Source organism: Kitasatospora sp. SC0581, assembly GCF_048159585.1.
GTDB lineage: Bacteria > Actinomycetota > Actinomycetes > Streptomycetales > Streptomycetaceae > Kitasatospora.
This window is the reverse complement of record NZ_JBLRWA010000015.1, coordinates 110,264-125,215: the sequence shown is the minus strand read 5'-3', so window position 1 is coordinate 125,215 and position 14,952 is coordinate 110,264. Positions and strand designations below refer to the sequence as shown.

Sequence of the window (14,952 nt, the reverse complement as noted above, 5' to 3'; positions counted from 1 at the left end):
CCCGTTCCCCCCGTCGCCGCGGTCACAGCCCGGCGAGCAGTTCGCGGCCCTCCGGCCAGTCGCCCAGTCCGGAGTCGGAGTTGAGGTGCCCGTACGCGCCCGGCTCGACGTACCGGGCGCCCCAGGCGGCGGCGAACGCGCGGGCCCGCTCGGCCGAGACCCACGGGTCGTCGGTCGAGGAGACCACGAGGGCCGGGAACGGGAACCGCTCCAGCGCCACCGGGCGGAAGTTCACCAGCTCCGGGACCTCGGCGGTGTCGACGTCCGCCGGGGCGACCAGCAACGCGCCCCGGACGGCGGCGGTCCGCTCGGCGGAGGCGGTGGCGACCCAGTGGGCCGCGGTGACGCAGCCCAGGCTGTGGGCGACCAGCACCACCGGGCCTTCGGCGGCGGCCGCGGCCACCGCGGCGTCCACCCGGGCCACCCAGTCCGTCCGCTCCGGGTGGTCCCAGTCCGCCTGCTCGACCCGGCGGAAGGACTCCGGCCCGGCCGCCTCCCAGCGGGTCTGCCAGTGCTCGGGGCCGGAGTTCTGGTAGCCGGGGAGGACGAGGTAGGTGGTGCGGTCGGGCATGGGCTCCTCCGGGAGCGGGACGGTCGTGGGCAGCAGGAGTCTAGGACGCGGGCCGCCGACCCCCGCAGCCGGGCGCCCGACCAGGCGCGCACTCCCCGCAACCGGCGCGCGTAGCTCCGTATGCGCCGTCGTACGCCCGGTGCGCCCCGTTGCCAACGGTGTCGCCGGTACGGGAGGTTGGACCGGGCCCGGGCCGGCCGCCACCGCCCGGCGCCCGTACCCGATCCGAGGCTCGACCACGTGGAGGGATGTCGGCGATGACATCGAAGATCCTGCTCGTCACCGGGGACGCCGCCGAGTCACTGGAGGTGTTCTACCCCTACCAGCGGCTGCGCGAGGAGGGCTACCAGGTCGACATCGCGGCCCCGACGAAGAAACGCCTCCAGTTCGTGGTGCACGACTTCGTCGAGGGCTTCGACACCTACACCGAGAAGCCCGGCTACACCTGGCCCGCAGACGTGGCCCTCGCCGACGTCGACCCGGCCGACTACGCGGCCCTGGTCATCCCCGGCGGCCGCGCCCCCGAGTACCTGCGCAACGACCCGGACGTACAGCGGATCGCCCGGCACTTCTTCGCCGAGGACAAGCCCGTCGCCCAGATCTGCCACGGCCCGCTGATCACCGCCGCCGCCGGCCTGCTGGACGGCCGCCGCAGCTCCGCCTACCCGGCGCTGGCCCCGGACATCAAGGCGGCGGGCGCCGAGTTCGTGGACGGCGAAGCGGTGGTGGACGGCGTCGTCGTCTCGGCCCGCGCCTGGCCCGACCACCCGGCCTGGCTGCGGGCCTTCATCGAGGTCCTGCGCACCAAGGCGCCGCTCGTCTAGCGCTGATCCCGAAGCCGGACCCCGAGGCGTCTCGGGGTCCGGCTCCGGGATCCCTCGGGGGCGGGACCCCCTCCCCAGGCGGACGATCCGGCCCGGCCGATCCGGCAAGGTGTCAGGTGAGCACCAGCCGACCGGAGTTGCCCACTCCGCCGACCCCGGACCAGGGAGGACGGCATGACCGCCGACCCGACCGCCCCCGCCCGCCGCCGGACCGCCCCGCGCGTCGCCGTCGCCGCCGCCGTGGGCGCGGGACTGCTCACCACCCTCGCCCCGACCGCCGTCGCCGGGCCCGCCGGCCGGCCGCCGGCCCCCGGCTGCCACGGCGCCGTGCACCTCGCGGTCACCGGCGGCACGCCCGGCGATGGCACGGGCACCGACGGCGCCGCCGAACGGCGGGGCGACTGGACGGCCGCCGACGCCGCCCTCGCCGGGATGACCGACCCCGGCTACTCGACCTCCGCCCTCGCCGCCGTCCGCGAGAACGGCCGGCTGGTCTGGCGCAACGCCACCGGCGTCGCCGAACTCGGCACCGGCGAACCCGCCGACCCGGAGGGCGCGTTCCGGATCGGCAGCGCCACCAAGACCTTCGTCGCCACCACCCTGCTCCAACTCGTCGGCGAGCACCGGCTGGACCTCGACGACCGCCTGGAGTGCCTGCTGCCGGGCATCGTCCCGAACAGCACCGCGATCACCGTCCGGCAGCTGCTCGACCACACCAGCGGCGTCGCCGACTACACCCGGGACCGGGCCTTCGAGGTCGACCGGGACTGGCTGGCCGACCGCCGCTACAAGTCCTACCGGCTGCGGGACCTGGTGGACCTCGCGAACACCTACCCGCCGGACTTCGCCCCCGGCGAGGGATGGCAGTACTCCAACACCAACTACATCCTGGTCGGGATGATCATCGAGAAGCTCACCGGCCACAGCTGGAACGACGAGGTCACCCGCCGGATCATCCGCCCGCTGCGGCTCACCGGCACCTGGATGCCCGGCGACCTCCCGTTCATCCCCGGCCCGCACGCCCACGGCTACGTCAGGACGGACACCGGTCCGGCCGACGTCACCGTGCTCAACCCGTCCATGGCCGGCTCGGCCGGCGGCGGCATCTCCACCACCACCGACCTGACCGCCTTCCTCGACGCCCTGCTCGGCGGCCGCCTGCTGCGCCCGGCCGAACTCGCCGCGATGAAGCGGACCACCGACCACGGCGAGGGCCGGACGTACGGCCTCGGCCTCCAGCGCCTGGACACCCCCTGCGGCCCGTTCTGGGGCCACGCCGGCGGCATCCCCGGCTACAGCACGATGATGCTCGCCGCCCCGGACGGCAGCCGCTCGTTCGCCGCCGACACCACCTTCTACGACGCCCCGGACCCGGACGCCGCCAACACCGCCTGGCGCAAGGTGACCACGACCGCCCTGTGCGGCGCCCAGGCGGCGGCCGCGGCACCCGACCTCGCCCGCATGGCACCGTGACCGACCCCCTACGCTGACCGGCGACAGAACCGCCGACCGTCACAGGAGGACGACCCATGGCAGAGCCGCTGATCGCCGCAGTCGGGGGCCGGGTGCCCGCCGTCGACCCGGGCGCCTTCGTGGCGCCGAACGCCGTCGTGGTCGGGGACGTGACCGTCGCCGCCGGCGCGAGCGTCTGGTACGGCGCGGTGCTGCGCGGCGACGCCGAGTCGATCAGCGTCGGCGCGGGCAGCAACATCCAGGACAACTGCACCCTGCACGCCGACCCCGGCTTCCCGCTGGTGGTCGGCGAGCGGATCTCGGTCGGCCACAACGCCGTGCTGCACGGCTGCACGGTCGAGGACGACGTCCTGGTGGGCATGAACGCCACCGTGCTCAACGGCGCCCGGATCGGCACCGGCTCGCTGGTCGCGGCCGGCGCGGTGGTGCCGCAGGGCATGGTCGTCCCGCCCGGCTCGCTGGTCGCCGGCGTCCCGGCCAAGGTCCGCCGCGAGCTGACCGAGGACGAGAAGACCGGCATCAAGGCCAACGGCGCCGGCTACCAGCTGCTCGCCGACGCCCACCGCGAGATCTAGCGGCTTCCCGGCTAGGCCGTGGTCATCGCTGCCGCGGCCGCCGGTTCCGTCGCCACCGGGGCGGGCCGGCGGCGGTCGGCCGCCCAGGCGAGCACCGCGACCACCGCGCCCGCGGCCGCGAGGACCGCGCCGACCAGCGTCGGCGCGGTCCAGCCGAGCCCGGCGTCCAGCGCCAGCCCGCCGAAGTACGCGCCCTGGGCGTTGGCCAGGTTGAAGGCGCCCTGGACGGTCGCCGAGGCGAGGGTCGGCGCGCTGCGCGCCTTCTGGAGCACCAGGGTCTGCACGGCCGGCACGATCGCGAAGCCGAACAGCCCGATCAGCACCACCGTGACGGCCGCCGACCAGCGGGCGTGCGCGGTCAGCGCGAACAGCGCCAGGGTGGCGGAGAGCAGCACGAAGGCCGCGCAGACGGTGGGGCGCAGCGCCCGGTCGGCGGCGAAGCCGCCCAGCACGTTGCCGATCGTCATGCCGACCCCGAACAGCGCCAGCACCAGGGTCACCGAGCCGGTCGCGTACCCGGAGACCTCGGTGAGCAGCGGCGCGATGTAGCTGTAGCAGGCGAAGAAGCCGCCGCAGCCGAACACCACGGTGGCCAGCGCCAGCCAGAGCTGGCCGCTGCGGAAGGCCCGCAGCTCGTGCCGGAGCCCGGACTGGCCGGAGGAGGGGAGCGCGGGCACCAGCCGGGCGATGGCGACCGTTCCGGCGGCCGCGATCAGCACGACCACCAGCATGGTCGCCCGCCAGCCCAGGTGCTGGCCGAGCAGGGTGGCGGCCGGGACGCCGACGATGTTGGCGACGGTCAGTCCGGAGAACATCACGGCCACCGCCCGGGCCCGCCGGTCCGGTGCGACCAGCTCGGCCGCCGCCACCGCGCCCGCTCCGAAGAAGGCGCCGTGCGGCAGCCCGGTGATCAGCCGGGCGGCGGCCAGCGTCCAGAAGTCCGGGGCCACCGCGCAGAGCAGGTTGCCGGTCGCGAACAGCGCGGCCAGCGCCACCAGCACCGCCTTGCGCGGCCGTCCGGCGGCCAGCGCGGTCAGCAGCGGCGCGCCGACCACCACCCCCAGCGCGTACGCGGAGATCAGCCAGCCCGCCTGCGGGATGGAGACGTGGAGACTGTCGGCGACCTGGGGGAGCAGCCCCATGGCGGCGAATTCGGTGGTTCCGATGGCGAACGCGGTGACGGCCAGCGCGAGCAGCGCGAGAGGCAAGGGGGTGACTCCGGAGTGATGCCGACGGACCGGGGAAGCGCGCGGCGGGATGAAGGCGGGAAGGACGGCGGGATGAATTCGTTCGTCCGGAATCCTAATCCGGCCGGATGACGGCGCCGTGAGGTGCGTGTGACGAAAGGGCGTCGCCGGCTGACGAAAGGGGGTCGCCGACGCGGCTCCCGCGCGCGAGACTGGGAGCATGTGCCGCAACATCAAGACGCTGCGACCTCCCGTCACGCCCGACGCCGACGAGGAGGACTTCCACGCCGCAGCCCTCCAGTACGTCCGCAAGGTGTCCGGGTTCCGCGCCCCCGCGGCGCACAACCGGGAGGCCTTCGACCGGGCGGTGGACGCCGTCGCGGAGGCCACCGCCCGGCTGCTCGCCGAGCTGGAGGTCCGCGGCCCGCACGCCCGGGCCGCCGTGCCGGCCGAGGCCGCCGGGTAGGCAGGAGCAGCTGTGATGAGCCACGCCGAGCGTTACGCCCTCACCTTCCCCGGCACCCCGGGCACCCAGGCCCCGCAGGACGTCGTGGTGGTCACCCGCACCGACGCGACCGGTCCGGGCGGCCACCCGGTGTACGAGGACGAGAGCGGCATCGTCCGGGCGGAGATCAGCGACGCCGGCGAGGTCCGGATCCTCGCCAGCGGCGGCCACCAGAGCCCGCACCTGCCGGTGCACGCCCACCCGCTGCCCTGACCGCCCGGAACCCTGGGCGAGGACTCGGAACCCCGGCGCGGATTCCGTCCGTCGGGCACAATCGCGGTATGACCACAGCGAGTTGGCAGGGCGTCGTCATCGCCGAGAGCGACGACACCGTCGTCGTCGAGGGCAACCACTACTTCCCGGCCGAGGCGGTGCGCACCGAGTACCTGCGCCCCTCGGAGACCACCACGGTGTGCGGTTGGAAGGGCACCGCCGGCTACTACAGCCTGGAGGTGGACGGGCGGACCAACCCGGACGCCGTCTGGTACTACACCGACCCGAAGCCCGAGGCCGAGCACGTGCGCGGCCGGGTGGCCTTCTGGCGCGGGGTGGTGGTCGCCGAGTAGGCGGCCCCGGGCCGTGCCGTCCTCGCGAAAGGGGTACCGGAGCCCATGGCAGTCTTCCGCAGGCCGGACCGCTTCCGGCCGCGTCCCGGATCCGACCCGGCCGAGCCCGACCCGAGCGGGCCCGACGTGGCAGAGCCCGACCTGGGCGAGCGGCTCGCCGAACTGGTCGAGGAGTCCGAGCAGCCCGTCGGCCGGGGCCCGGTCGCCGCGTACGCGGCGAGGCAGCGCGGCCGCGGCCGGGCCGTGGTCCTGCACACCGCCCGGCTGCTCGGCCACGGCGGCCGGGTCGCCGCCAAGGGGGCGGCCAGGGGAGCGGCCAAGGGCGCCGCGTTCGGCGGCAAGGCGCTGACCGACCAGCTGGTGCGGACCGCGCCGCGGATCCCGGTGCGCGACCTCGCCACCCTGCGGGCGCAGCACCCCGACGCGGCCTTCCCGGAGCAGCTGGCCGACCTGCTGGTCACCGGCGCCGTCCGGGCCTCCGGCGCGCTCGGCGCGGGCGTCGGCGCGGCGGCCATGCTGCCGGTGCCGCCCGCGATGCCGCTGGAGATCGCGGCCGAGACGCTCGCGGTCGCGGCCGTGGAGATCAAGCTGATCGCCGAGCTGCACGAGGTCTACGGCACCCCGGCACAGGGCACCGCCACCCAGCGGGCCGGCGCCTACCTCGGCGCCTGGGCCAACCGCCGCGGGATCGACGCGGGCCTGCTGGTGCGCCCGGCCGGCTTCGCCGCGCTGGCGATCGGCTCGGAGGTGCGCCAGCAGGTCCGCCGCCGGCTGACCCGCAGCTCGCTGCGCCACCTGCCGGCGGTGACGCCGCTGCTGGTCGGCGCTGGCATAGGTGCCACCATGAACCGCCGCGATACCCGCCGGCTGGCCGGCGAGGTGCGCGGGGACCTGCGCGAGCGCCGCCCGGCGGACGGCGCCTACTGGGCCGCGGCCGCGCCGCCGCCGAAGGGGGAGACGGCTCCGCGGCCACCGGGGGAGGAGTGACAGGCGCGCCCGGGACCGGTGACGGTCCCGGGCGCGCCTGTCGCCGGAGGCTCGGGAACCCCGGGCGTCCAGGTTCCCGGGGTTCCTAGGGTTTCGGCGGCGCCGGGGCACCCGCGCCCCGGCCGGCCTTGACGCCGTTCACCATCGCCTGGTGGATCGCCCGAGCGGTGGTCTCGTCCTGCGCCGGCACCGGGCTGCCGGTGACCGTGTACCAGTCCAGCGCTCCGGTGTACTGGACGGTCAGCCTCGCCTCGCCGTCCACCCAGGTGGTGTGCACGGTGAGGTCGCCGGAGATCGGGCCGATCTCGGTGGTGGTCACCCCGCCGGGGCCGCTGATGATCGATTGGGTGGTCCAGGTCGCCCACGACGTGCGCGGGTCCGCGGGCGGCTGGGCCTGGCGGTTTCCTTGGTCGTGTTCGGTCATGCGCCTATCCTCCCCCGCGGGTGGCCCGCCGCCGGAGCAGCGACACCTGCGGTCGCGGCGACCGCCCGGCGGCACCGGGCGGTCGAGTCGGTACGGCGGACGGTCAGCCGGGCTGGCCGGGCTCGTCCAGCATGGGGGCGCCCTCCGCCTGGGAGGTGTCCTGTGCGTGCAGGTTCTGCATCGAGGGGACGCCCTCCTCGGGGTCCGCGGCGCGGATGTCCTCGTCGTCCTCGGTACTCACCTTGGACCGGTCACTCATGTCGGTCATCGCGGGCTCCGTCTCCTCGGCCGGTCCTGGCGCGCCCGGGCCGGAGGCGCGGCGGGACCGGTGGTGGCTCTTCGCCCCTCCAGCCTGCCTCCGCCCCGGCGCGAGGGCCAGCCGGGTGACCCGGGAAGCGCCCCGCGGACCCCACCCGAGCGCCAGGAGACCCCCGGGCGTCACCAGGCGACGGGCAGCGACCGCATGCCGTAGATGAACGCGTCGGTGCGGAACGCCAGCTCGTCGCGCGGGACGGTCAGCCGCAGCCCGGGCAGCCGCCGGAACAGCGTGGCCAGCGCGATCTGGAGCTCGGCGCGGGCCAGCGGCTGGCCGAGGCACTGGTGCACGCCGAAGCCGAAGGCCATGTGCCGCCGGGCGTCCCGGTCCAGGTCCAGTTCGTCGGCCGGCAGCCGGTCGGCGCCGCCGAACACCGCCCCGTCCCGGTTGGCGGTGGAGAGCATCGCGACCACGCCCTCCCCGGCCCGGACGGTCGTACCGCCCAGCTCCACGTCCTCCAGCGCCACCCGGAGCACCCCGGTGTGGATGATGGTGAGGAGGCGCAGCAGCTCCTCCACCGCGCCGGGCACCGCGGCTGGGTCGGCCAGCCTGGCGATCTGCTCGGGCCGGTCCAGCAGCAGGGCGGTGGAGAGCGAGATCATGTTCGCGGTCGTCTCGTGCCCGGCGACCAGCAGCAGGAAGCCGGTGCTGGCGACCTCGCGCGGGGTGAGGTCGTCGCGGACGGCGAGCCGGCTGAGGATGTCGTCCCGCGGCTCCTCCCGCTTGCGGGCCGTCAGCGCCTCCAGGTACTCCAGCATCTCGTCCCGGGCCGCCAGGAGCTCCTCGAACGGGCTGGTGTTGCTGAGCAGTGTCCGGCTGATGCCCTGGAAGAACTCGTGGTCCTCGTACGGGACGCCGAGCAGCAGGCAGATCACCAGCGAGGGGACGGGCAGCGCGAAGTCGGCGACCAGGTCGGCCTCGGCGCGGCCCGCGGTCATCCCGTCCAGCGCCTCGTCCACGATCCGCTGGATGTCCGGGCGCATCGCCTCGACCCGTTTGACCAGGAAGTCCCCGGTGACCATCCGGCGCAGCCGGGCGTGCTCGGGGTCGTCGAGGTTCAGGAAGTTCGGGTTCTCGCCGATCCGCTCCCGGCTGCCGGCGATCAGCAGCGGGAAGGTCGGGTGGCGCAGGTCCGCGCTGAACCGGCGGTCGGACAGGATGGCGCGGACCTCGGCGTAGCCGGTGGCCAGCCAGCAGGACTCGCCCCCGGGCAGCTCGGCGCGGCTCAGGTTCGCGGTGGCGGCGGCCTCGGTGTAGGCGGGCGGCGGGCCGAACGGGCAGCCGGCGGAGTGCCGGGCCGGCAGCGGGACGGCGGGCACGGTGGGTGTGCTCGTCAAGGCGGGGTCTCCTTGCGTCGCGATGGTTCTCCGGTGGGGGTGGGGTTGCCGGACGTTCGCCGGTCCCGGGTGCGGTTCCGGTCCGCGGCCGGCCCGGACCGGCGTACGGTCAGCCGTCGACCGAGGCGGCCCCGGCCTCCGCCGGCCCGTCCTCGACCACGGTGATGGCGCCGCCCGGGCAGAGCTGGGCGGCCAGTCTGAGATCCTCGAACTGGTCGGGCCTGAAGGCAGTCTGACGGAGCTTCACCAGACTGTCGTCGTCGTCCTGGTCGAAGACCTCGGGAACGTTCGTGACGCACATCCCGGAGCTGCAGCAGCGGTCCCGGTCGACACTCACCCGCATGGTCGGGCACCTCTCGCCAGTGCGCCGCCGGCTGCCCGGCGGCCGCCTCTCGTTGTCATTGCCAACCTAACCGCCGCTACTCCGTCCACGGAGGGCGCGGTGGCGGGATCGCCGAGAATGGCCGATTCGGCTCCCGTCGGAGCCGCCGGAGCGGCGCGGGAGGTTTGAACCGGCATCACCCCAACAAGCCTGTACCGTACGGTGGTTCACGGCCGCCGGGCGCTGCCCGTAGCCGCCCGCTCCCGGCTCAGAGCCCCTCGGCGGCGGCGATCTCCCGTACGGTCGCGACGGTGTCCGCCTCGGCGGCGTCCTTGTCCGGCCGGTAGCGCACCACCCGGGCGAACCGCAGGGCGAGCCCGGCCGGATAGCGGGAGCTGCGCTGCACCCCGTCGAAGGCGATCTCGACGACCAGTTCCGGCCGGACCCGCACCGTCCAGGCGTCCCGTCCGGTCTCCCGGGCCAGCAGTTCGACGGTCTGCCGGGCGAGCGTCTCGTCGGTCAGGCCCTTGAAGGTCTTGCCGAGCATCACCCACGGGCCCAGCCCCGGCTCGCCCGCCGCCCGGGCGCCCAGGTGCAGGTTGCTGAGGAAGCCGCGCCGCCGCCCGCTGCCCCACTCGGCGGCCAGCACCACCAGGTCCAGGGTGTGCCGGGGCTTCACCTTGATCCAGCCCGCGCCGCGCCGCCCGGCCGCGTACGGGGCCGACGGGTCCTTCACCAGCACGCCCTCGTGGCCGAGCGCCAGCGTGTCGCGGAAGAAGGCCAGCGCCCGGTCGCGGTCCCCGGTCTCGGTGCGGGCCACCCGCAGGCCGTCCGGCACCGCCCCGGCCAGCGCCGCCCAGCGCTCCCGGCCGGGACGGTCCACCAGGTCCTCGCCGTCCCGGTGCAGCAGGTCGAAGAAGTAGGCGTCGAGCGGGACCTCGGCGCGCAGCCGGTCCGGGTCCCGCCGGGAGGCGGTGCGTGCGGCGGTCTCCTGGAACGGGCGCGGCCGGCCGTCCGGACCGAGCGCGATCGCCTCGCCGTCCAGCACCGCCGAACGCAGCGGCAGCGCCAGCGCGGCCTCGACCACCTCGGGGACGCGGGCGGCGATGTCCTCCAGGCCGCGGGTGAACACCGCGACCTCCCCGCCCTCCCGGTGCACCTGCACCCGGATGCCGTCCAGCTTCCACTCCAGCGCGGCCGGACCGGTGCGCTCCAGCGCCGTCGCCACGTCCGGCGCCGAGGCGGCCAGCATCGGCCGCACCGCCCGCCCCACCTCCAGCCGGAACGCCGCCAGCGCCGTCTCCCCGCCGGTCAGCGCCGCCTCCGCCACCGCGCGCGCCGACCCCCGGAACATCAGCGCCCGCCGCACCGCCGCCGACGGCACCCCCGCCGCCCGCGCCACCGCGTCCCCGACCACCGCCTCCAGCGCCCCCTGCCGCAGGTCCCCGACCAGCACCGCCCGCAGGAACCCCTGCTCCTCCGCCGTCGCCCGCGCGAACAGCCCGTGCAGCAGCCGCCGCCGCTCCGCCTGCGCCCCGGCCCCGTGCACCCCCGCGATCCGCTCCAGCTCCCGCTCCACCTCCCGCACCCCGAGCGAGGCCTCCGCCGCGGGCCCGGGCAAACCCCGCAACGCCGCCGGCCCGATCCCGGTCCGCAACCGCTGCGACTCCCCGGACAGCAACGCCACCGCCGCCGCCCCCTCCACCGGCCCCAGCCCCCGCAGACACCCGGCCAACAGCCCCGTCTTCGCCCGCCGCCCCGCCTCCGCCGCCACCTCCCGCGACACCGACGCCAAGCTCGACAACCCCGCCACACCACCACCTCCACCCCCCTCAGCATCCGCCCCCACCCCCACCCCCGCACCCGAGCACCCGTGCAGCCGTCGCCCAGCCGGGCCCGGCCCGGCCCCCGTGTCCACCCGCTCGCGCGCCTGGCGGGCCGGTGTCCGAGGCCGCCCCTGCCCCCGCCCCGGGCGGGTTGGGCTGATCGGGGCGGTGCTGCGTCCGGGGGTCCTGGCCGGGGAGGCAAGGCGCCGGAGTGGCGTAGCGGGTACGTGCTCTTGGCCGGGGCGGTGATCCGCGGTGGGGCGACGGGGCGTCATGCTGGGTGGCTCGTACCGCCCCCTGAGTGATGGAGACCGAGATGAACGACACCTCCACGGCCCGTTGGAGCGTCGGCGTGCCCGAGGCCGGTGACTACCCGGCCTGGCGTGAACTCTTCCGTGGGTACTGCGAGTTCTACCGGGTGCCGATTCCGGAGGAGAAGGCCGAGCTGGTGTGGTCCTGGGTGATGGATCCGGGGCACGAGGTGGCGGGGCTGCTGGTCCGGGACGGGGAGGGGCGGCCGGTCGGGCTGGCGCACTACCGGCCGTTCTCGCGGCCGTTGCACGGGGCGGTCGGGTGCTTCCTGGACGATCTGTTCGTGGCGCCGGAGGTCCGCGGCGGCGGGGCGGTGGACGCGTTGTTGGGCCGGCTGCGGGAAATCGCGGCGGAACGCGGGTGGAACACCGTCCGCTGGATCACCTCTGAAGACAATTACCGGGCCCGTGGAAAATATGACAAGGTCGCCAATCAGACCAGGTTCATCACCTACGACATGGCTCCGGAGGCACCGGCCGGCTGAGACCGCGGCCTGGCCCCCGGACATTCGTTCGGAATTTCTGTTATCGGCGCCCCGCCGGGAGGTCTCCCATGTGTCGACACCCGACCAGTCGACCCGGAACAGAAAGCGTGGCCACGTGAACAGCGACGACAGGACGACCATCCTCCCGGCGAGCGGGGGCGGCGCCGGCAGCGACAGCGGGCATGGGGCCCGCGGCCGCTCCGGTGGCCGGGCGGCGCGGCGGGCTGCCGAGCGGCACGCCGGCCGGGGCCGCCGGGCGCGGCGGGGCGGCGGGATCGTGCCGGTGACCGCGGTCGTCGTCGCCGTGGCCGGGACGGGGCTGTTCGCCGCGCTGGCCGGTGCGGGCTACGCGGCGTACGGCGGCAAGCAGACCGACCGCGACATGGCGGGCCAGTCGCTGGCCGCCGACATGCTGATCTCGGCGGAGCTGGGCACGCACGACGGCATCCAGGTGCCCGGCGCCGGGGGGACGAACCCGGACGTTCCGCTGCCGGCCACCCCCACCGCGGCCGACCCGGCGGCCACCCAGGGCGCCTCCGCCACGCCGACCGCTCCGGCCTCCCCGACGGCTTCGGCCGCCGCCTCCCCGACGGCCGTCCCCACTCCCACGGCCTCCGCCGTCAAGGCGACCCCGACCGCCGCCGGTGCCTCCACCGCGGGCCAGGGCACCGCCAAGCGGGGCATCCCGGGGATGCCGGGGGGCGGCAGCTTCCCGGGGAGCGGGGGCATGCCTGGGGGAGGGGGCGTGCCGGCCGGCGGAGGCGCGGCCCCGTCGTACGCCCAGCAGGTCGTCGACCTGGTCAACGTCGAGCGCGGCAAGGCCGGCTGCGGGCCGGTCAGCGCCGAGCCCCGGCTGACGAGTGCGGCCCAGTCGCACAGCGACGACATGGCCGACCGCAACTACTTCGACCACGCCAGCCCCGAGGGCAAGCACGCCGACTACCGGATCGAGGCCGCCGGGTACAGCTGGAGCACCTGGGGCGAGAACATCGCCCGCGGCCAGAAGGACCCGGCCGCGGTGATGGACTCCTGGATGAACAGCCCCGGCCACCGGGCCAACATCCTGAACTGCGCGTTCAAGCAGCTCGGCGTGGGCGTGCGGACCGGCAACAACGGCCCGTGGTGGACCCAGGTGTTCGCCTCCCCGGCGTGAACCGGCCCTGAACCGACCCTGGTCCGGCCTCCGTTCGGACCCGCTCCGACCGTGGCTCACGCCTGATCGTCCCGGCTTCCGCTCCTGCCCAGGCCCGGTCTGACCCTCAGACCGGGCCCGCCGATCCGGGCCGATTTTCCGATTCCGTGCACATTGTTGTTATCTGATCACTCCCCACGGGTCTCCGAGGAGGCAGCGGCGGACGGATACACGGCAACACGGAGTGCGGACCATGAACGCTGAGGTGCAGAACAGGACCGGGACCACCCTGGTGCTCGCGGCGCAGGCAGGTGACCGGCAGGCCCGGGAGGCGCTGGTCGCCGCCTGGCTGCCGCTCGTCTACAACGTGGCCGGCCGCGCCCTCGGCGGCCACGCCGACGTGGACGACGTCGCGCAGGAGACCATGATCCGGGCCCTGGACGGCCTGGACGGGCTCCGCGACCCGGAGTCCTTCCGGTCCTGGCTGGTCGCCATCACCATGAACCAGGTGCGCCGTCGGCACGCCGCCGGTCAGCAGCAGCCGACCGTCGGCGGCCTGGACGAGACCTGGGAGGTCGCCGACCCCCGGGCCGACTTCACCGACCTCACCATCCTGCGCCTCGGCCTGTCCGGCCAGCGCCGCGAGGTGGCCGAGGCCACCCGCTGGCTGGACCCCGACGACCGCGAGCTGCTCGCCCTCTGGTGGCTGGAGGCCGCCGGCGATCTGACCCGCGCCGAACTCGCCGAGGCCCTCGACCTGAGCCCGCAGCACACCGCCGTGCGCGTGCAGCGGATGAAGAAGCAGCTCGAAGCGGGCCGCATCGTCGTCCGCGCGCTCTGCGCCTACCCCCGCTGCCCCGGACTGACCGAGCTCACCGCGGGCTTCGACGGCACCCCGAACTCGGTCTGGCGCAAGCGCATCGCCCGTCACATCCGGGACTGCGCGGACTGCGGCGGCCTCGGCCGGGACCTGTTCCCGGCCGAAGGACTGCTGGCCGGCCTCGCCCTGGTGCCGATCCCGCTCGGCTCGCCCGTGCTGCTCCACTTCCAGCACACGGCGGCCGCCGTCGCCTCCTCGGCCGCCACCGGAGCGGGCTCGGGCGCGGGAGCCGGGGCCTCTACCGGTACCGGCGCGCACGCGGCGGCGGGAGGGCACGGCGGCTGGGCCGGCACCGCGGCCCGCAAGGCCGTCCTGGTGAGCGGCGCGGCCGCGGCGGTCGCCGTGACCACCCTCGCCCTGGTCTGGCCGCAGGCCGGCGAGCCGCCGCAGCCGACGGCACCCGAATCCACCGCCCCGGCCGCGGCCCAGGACGTCCCGACGGCCGCCGCCGCACCCGCCGCCACCGCCCCGACACCGGTGCCGGCCCCGCTGCCCGCGGAGAGCCCGACGCCCACGGCGACGGCCACACCGACCGCGACCCGCACCGCCACCGCGACACCGCAGCCCAACCCGGAACGCCAGCTGGTGGACCTGGTCAACGCCGAACGCGCCAGGGCCGGCTGCGCCCCGCTGCGGATCGACCCCCGGCTGCACGGCTCGGCCCAGAAGCACGCGGACGACATGGCCACCCGCGGCTTCTTCGACCACGTCAACCCGGACGGCGTCCGGACCGAGGCCCGGATCACCGCCGCCGGCTACCGCTGGTCCCAGTGGGGCGAGAACCTCGACCGGGGCCCGACCACCCCGGCCGCCGTCTTCGCCCGCTGGATGGACGGCGGAATCCACCAGTCCAACATGCTCGACTGCGGGTTCAAGGACATCGGCGTCGGCTTCGCCACCAACGCGGCCGGCACCCCCTACTGGACCCAGGACCTCGGAGCCCCGATGTCCTGAGCCATCGGCGGGGACTACGCCGGAGTGGCCGCCACCAGGCCGTTCGCCGACCCGGTCACGTAGCCCGTGGCATCCCCGAGGACGCCGCCCGCGTCACCGACCTGCCCGGGCACCAGGTCCGGAGCGCTGCTCAGCGGCCCGGGCAGTCCCTCCTGCCCGCCCACGGCACTGGCGTGCGCGCTCGGCGCGGTGAGGGAGGCCACGACACCGACGGCGATCGAGGCGACGGCAAGCATGCTGCGCTTCTTCATGGCCGGTCCAACGACGCTGCGCCGGA

At 75.4% G+C, this 14,952-nt stretch carries 18 protein-coding genes; 10 read left to right on the top strand and 8 right to left on the bottom strand.

Features of this window, described 5'->3' with window-relative positions:
* Positions 1 to 22 precede the first annotated feature (22 nt).
* Positions 23 to 571, bottom strand: a complete 549-nt coding sequence (locus tag ACLWS4_RS22905) for an RBBP9/YdeN family alpha/beta hydrolase (protein ID WP_416875088.1) — start codon at positions 569 to 571, stop codon at positions 23 to 25.
* Between the two features lie 257 nt (positions 572 to 828).
* Between ACLWS4_RS22905 and ACLWS4_RS22900 the strand changes: the two genes are divergently transcribed.
* The 3 genes from ACLWS4_RS22900 (at position 829) to ACLWS4_RS22890 (ending at position 3,443) form a co-directional block, all read left to right on the top strand.
* Positions 829 to 1,395 (top strand): DJ-1/PfpI family protein, encoded by a 567-nt coding sequence (locus tag ACLWS4_RS22900; protein ID WP_416875087.1) that lies wholly within the window; start codon positions 829 to 831, stop codon positions 1,393 to 1,395.
* Between the two features lie 174 nt (positions 1,396 to 1,569).
* Positions 1,570 to 2,868, top strand: coding sequence for a serine hydrolase domain-containing protein (locus tag ACLWS4_RS22895; RefSeq protein WP_416875086.1), 1,299 nt, complete (start codon positions 1,570 to 1,572; stop codon positions 2,866 to 2,868).
* Positions 2,869 to 2,924: 56 nt separating this feature from the next.
* Complete coding sequence (locus ACLWS4_RS22890) at positions 2,925 to 3,443, top strand: gamma carbonic anhydrase family protein (RefSeq protein WP_049659101.1); 519 nt, start codon at positions 2,925 to 2,927, stop codon at positions 3,441 to 3,443.
* Between the two features lie 11 nt (positions 3,444 to 3,454).
* Here the strand turns inward: ACLWS4_RS22890 and ACLWS4_RS22885 are convergent, their stop codons facing one another.
* Positions 3,455 to 4,651 carry an MFS transporter gene (locus ACLWS4_RS22885; RefSeq protein WP_049659100.1) on the bottom strand — a complete coding sequence of 399 codons (1,197 nt, stop codon included), beginning with the start codon at positions 4,649 to 4,651 and terminating at the stop codon, positions 3,455 to 3,457.
* Between the two features lie 199 nt (positions 4,652 to 4,850).
* Here ACLWS4_RS22885 and ACLWS4_RS22880 point away from each other — a divergent pair, with 199 nt between their 5' ends.
* The 4 genes from ACLWS4_RS22880 (at position 4,851) to ACLWS4_RS22865 (ending at position 6,688) form a co-directional block, all read left to right on the top strand.
* Entirely contained in the window at positions 4,851 to 5,096 is a 246-nt protein-coding gene (locus tag ACLWS4_RS22880; RefSeq protein ID WP_117486559.1) for a DUF2277 domain-containing protein, read from the top strand.
* 15 nt (positions 5,097 to 5,111) lie between these two features.
* Positions 5,112 to 5,348: a DUF6296 family protein gene (locus tag ACLWS4_RS22875; RefSeq protein WP_049659098.1), complete on the top strand. Its 237-nt coding sequence runs from the start codon at positions 5,112 to 5,114 to the stop codon at positions 5,346 to 5,348.
* A gap of 68 nt (positions 5,349 to 5,416) precedes the next feature.
* On the top strand, positions 5,417 to 5,701 hold the full coding sequence (locus ACLWS4_RS22870; protein WP_049659097.1) for a DUF427 domain-containing protein: 285 nt from the start codon (positions 5,417 to 5,419) through the stop codon (positions 5,699 to 5,701).
* 126 nt (positions 5,702 to 5,827) lie between these two features.
* Positions 5,828 to 6,688 carry a hypothetical protein gene (locus ACLWS4_RS22865; protein ID WP_416875085.1) on the top strand — a complete coding sequence of 287 codons (861 nt, stop codon included), beginning with the start codon at positions 5,828 to 5,830 and terminating at the stop codon, positions 6,686 to 6,688.
* An 85-nt stretch (positions 6,689 to 6,773) separates the two neighbouring features.
* Here the strand turns inward: ACLWS4_RS22865 and ACLWS4_RS22860 are convergent, their stop codons facing one another.
* The 5 genes from ACLWS4_RS22860 to ACLWS4_RS22840 form a co-directional block, all read right to left on the bottom strand.
* Entirely contained in the window at positions 6,774 to 7,112 is a 339-nt protein-coding gene (locus ACLWS4_RS22860; RefSeq protein ID WP_117486557.1) for a hypothetical protein, read from the bottom strand.
* Between the two features lie 103 nt (positions 7,113 to 7,215).
* Positions 7,216 to 7,380: a hypothetical protein gene (locus ACLWS4_RS22855; protein WP_158077733.1), complete on the bottom strand. Its 165-nt coding sequence runs from the start codon at positions 7,378 to 7,380 to the stop codon at positions 7,216 to 7,218.
* Between the two features lie 170 nt (positions 7,381 to 7,550).
* Positions 7,551 to 8,765 (bottom strand): cytochrome P450, encoded by a 1,215-nt coding sequence (locus ACLWS4_RS22850; protein WP_416875084.1) that lies wholly within the window; start codon positions 8,763 to 8,765, stop codon positions 7,551 to 7,553.
* Positions 8,766 to 8,874: 109 nt separating this feature from the next.
* Complete coding sequence (locus ACLWS4_RS22845; RefSeq protein WP_416875083.1) at positions 8,875 to 9,108, bottom strand: ferredoxin; 234 nt, start codon at positions 9,106 to 9,108, stop codon at positions 8,875 to 8,877.
* A gap of 247 nt (positions 9,109 to 9,355) precedes the next feature.
* Positions 9,356 to 10,900, bottom strand: a complete 1,545-nt coding sequence (locus tag ACLWS4_RS22840) for an ATP-dependent DNA ligase (RefSeq protein WP_416875082.1) — start codon at positions 10,898 to 10,900, stop codon at positions 9,356 to 9,358.
* Positions 10,901 to 11,229: 329 nt separating this feature from the next.
* Here ACLWS4_RS22840 and ACLWS4_RS22835 point away from each other — a divergent pair, with 329 nt between their 5' ends.
* From ACLWS4_RS22835 to ACLWS4_RS22825, 3 genes are all read left to right on the top strand, one after another.
* Positions 11,230 to 11,709 carry a GNAT family N-acetyltransferase gene (locus tag ACLWS4_RS22835; RefSeq protein ID WP_049661127.1) on the top strand — a complete coding sequence of 160 codons (480 nt, stop codon included), beginning with the start codon at positions 11,230 to 11,232 and terminating at the stop codon, positions 11,707 to 11,709.
* Positions 11,710 to 11,824: 115 nt separating this feature from the next.
* Positions 11,825 to 12,862: a CAP domain-containing protein gene (locus ACLWS4_RS22830; RefSeq protein ID WP_241852977.1), complete on the top strand. Its 1,038-nt coding sequence runs from the start codon at positions 11,825 to 11,827 to the stop codon at positions 12,860 to 12,862.
* Between the two features lie 232 nt (positions 12,863 to 13,094).
* Positions 13,095 to 14,675, top strand: a complete 1,581-nt coding sequence (locus ACLWS4_RS22825; RefSeq protein WP_416875081.1) for a sigma-70 family RNA polymerase sigma factor — start codon at positions 13,095 to 13,097, stop codon at positions 14,673 to 14,675.
* Between the two features lie 14 nt (positions 14,676 to 14,689).
* Here the strand turns inward: ACLWS4_RS22825 and ACLWS4_RS22820 are convergent, their stop codons facing one another.
* Entirely contained in the window at positions 14,690 to 14,926 is a 237-nt protein-coding gene (locus ACLWS4_RS22820; protein WP_049659354.1) for a hypothetical protein, read from the bottom strand.
* Positions 14,927 to 14,952: the final 26 nt, after the last annotated feature.

What these genes read in the sequence shown, in the direction of transcription:
- ACLWS4_RS22905 (WP_416875088.1), bottom strand. Translation starts at nt 571, where the DNA reads ATGCCCGACCGCACCACCTACCTCGTCCTCCCCGGCTACCAGAACTCC.
- ACLWS4_RS22900 (WP_416875087.1), top strand. Translation starts at nt 829, where the DNA reads ATGACATCGAAGATCCTGCTCGTCACCGGGGACGCCGCCGAGTCACTG.
- ACLWS4_RS22895 (WP_416875086.1), top strand. Translation starts at nt 1,570, where the DNA reads ATGACCGCCGACCCGACCGCCCCCGCCCGCCGCCGGACCGCCCCGCGC.
- ACLWS4_RS22890 (WP_049659101.1), top strand. Translation starts at nt 2,925, where the DNA reads ATGGCAGAGCCGCTGATCGCCGCAGTCGGGGGCCGGGTGCCCGCCGTC.
- ACLWS4_RS22880 (WP_117486559.1), top strand. Translation starts at nt 4,851, where the DNA reads ATGTGCCGCAACATCAAGACGCTGCGACCTCCCGTCACGCCCGACGCC.
- ACLWS4_RS22875 (WP_049659098.1), top strand. Translation starts at nt 5,112, where the DNA reads ATGAGCCACGCCGAGCGTTACGCCCTCACCTTCCCCGGCACCCCGGGC.
- ACLWS4_RS22870 (WP_049659097.1), top strand. Translation starts at nt 5,417, where the DNA reads ATGACCACAGCGAGTTGGCAGGGCGTCGTCATCGCCGAGAGCGACGAC.
- ACLWS4_RS22860 (WP_117486557.1), bottom strand. Translation starts at nt 7,112, where the DNA reads ATGACCGAACACGACCAAGGAAACCGCCAGGCCCAGCCGCCCGCGGAC.
- ACLWS4_RS22855 (WP_158077733.1), bottom strand. Translation starts at nt 7,380, where the DNA reads ATGACCGACATGAGTGACCGGTCCAAGGTGAGTACCGAGGACGACGAG.
- ACLWS4_RS22845 (WP_416875083.1), bottom strand. Translation starts at nt 9,108, where the DNA reads ATGCGGGTGAGTGTCGACCGGGACCGCTGCTGCAGCTCCGGGATGTGC.
- ACLWS4_RS22835 (WP_049661127.1), top strand. Translation starts at nt 11,230, where the DNA reads ATGAACGACACCTCCACGGCCCGTTGGAGCGTCGGCGTGCCCGAGGCC.
- ACLWS4_RS22825 (WP_416875081.1), top strand. Translation starts at nt 13,095, where the DNA reads ATGAACGCTGAGGTGCAGAACAGGACCGGGACCACCCTGGTGCTCGCG.
- ACLWS4_RS22820 (WP_049659354.1), bottom strand. Translation starts at nt 14,926, where the DNA reads ATGAAGAAGCGCAGCATGCTTGCCGTCGCCTCGATCGCCGTCGGTGTC.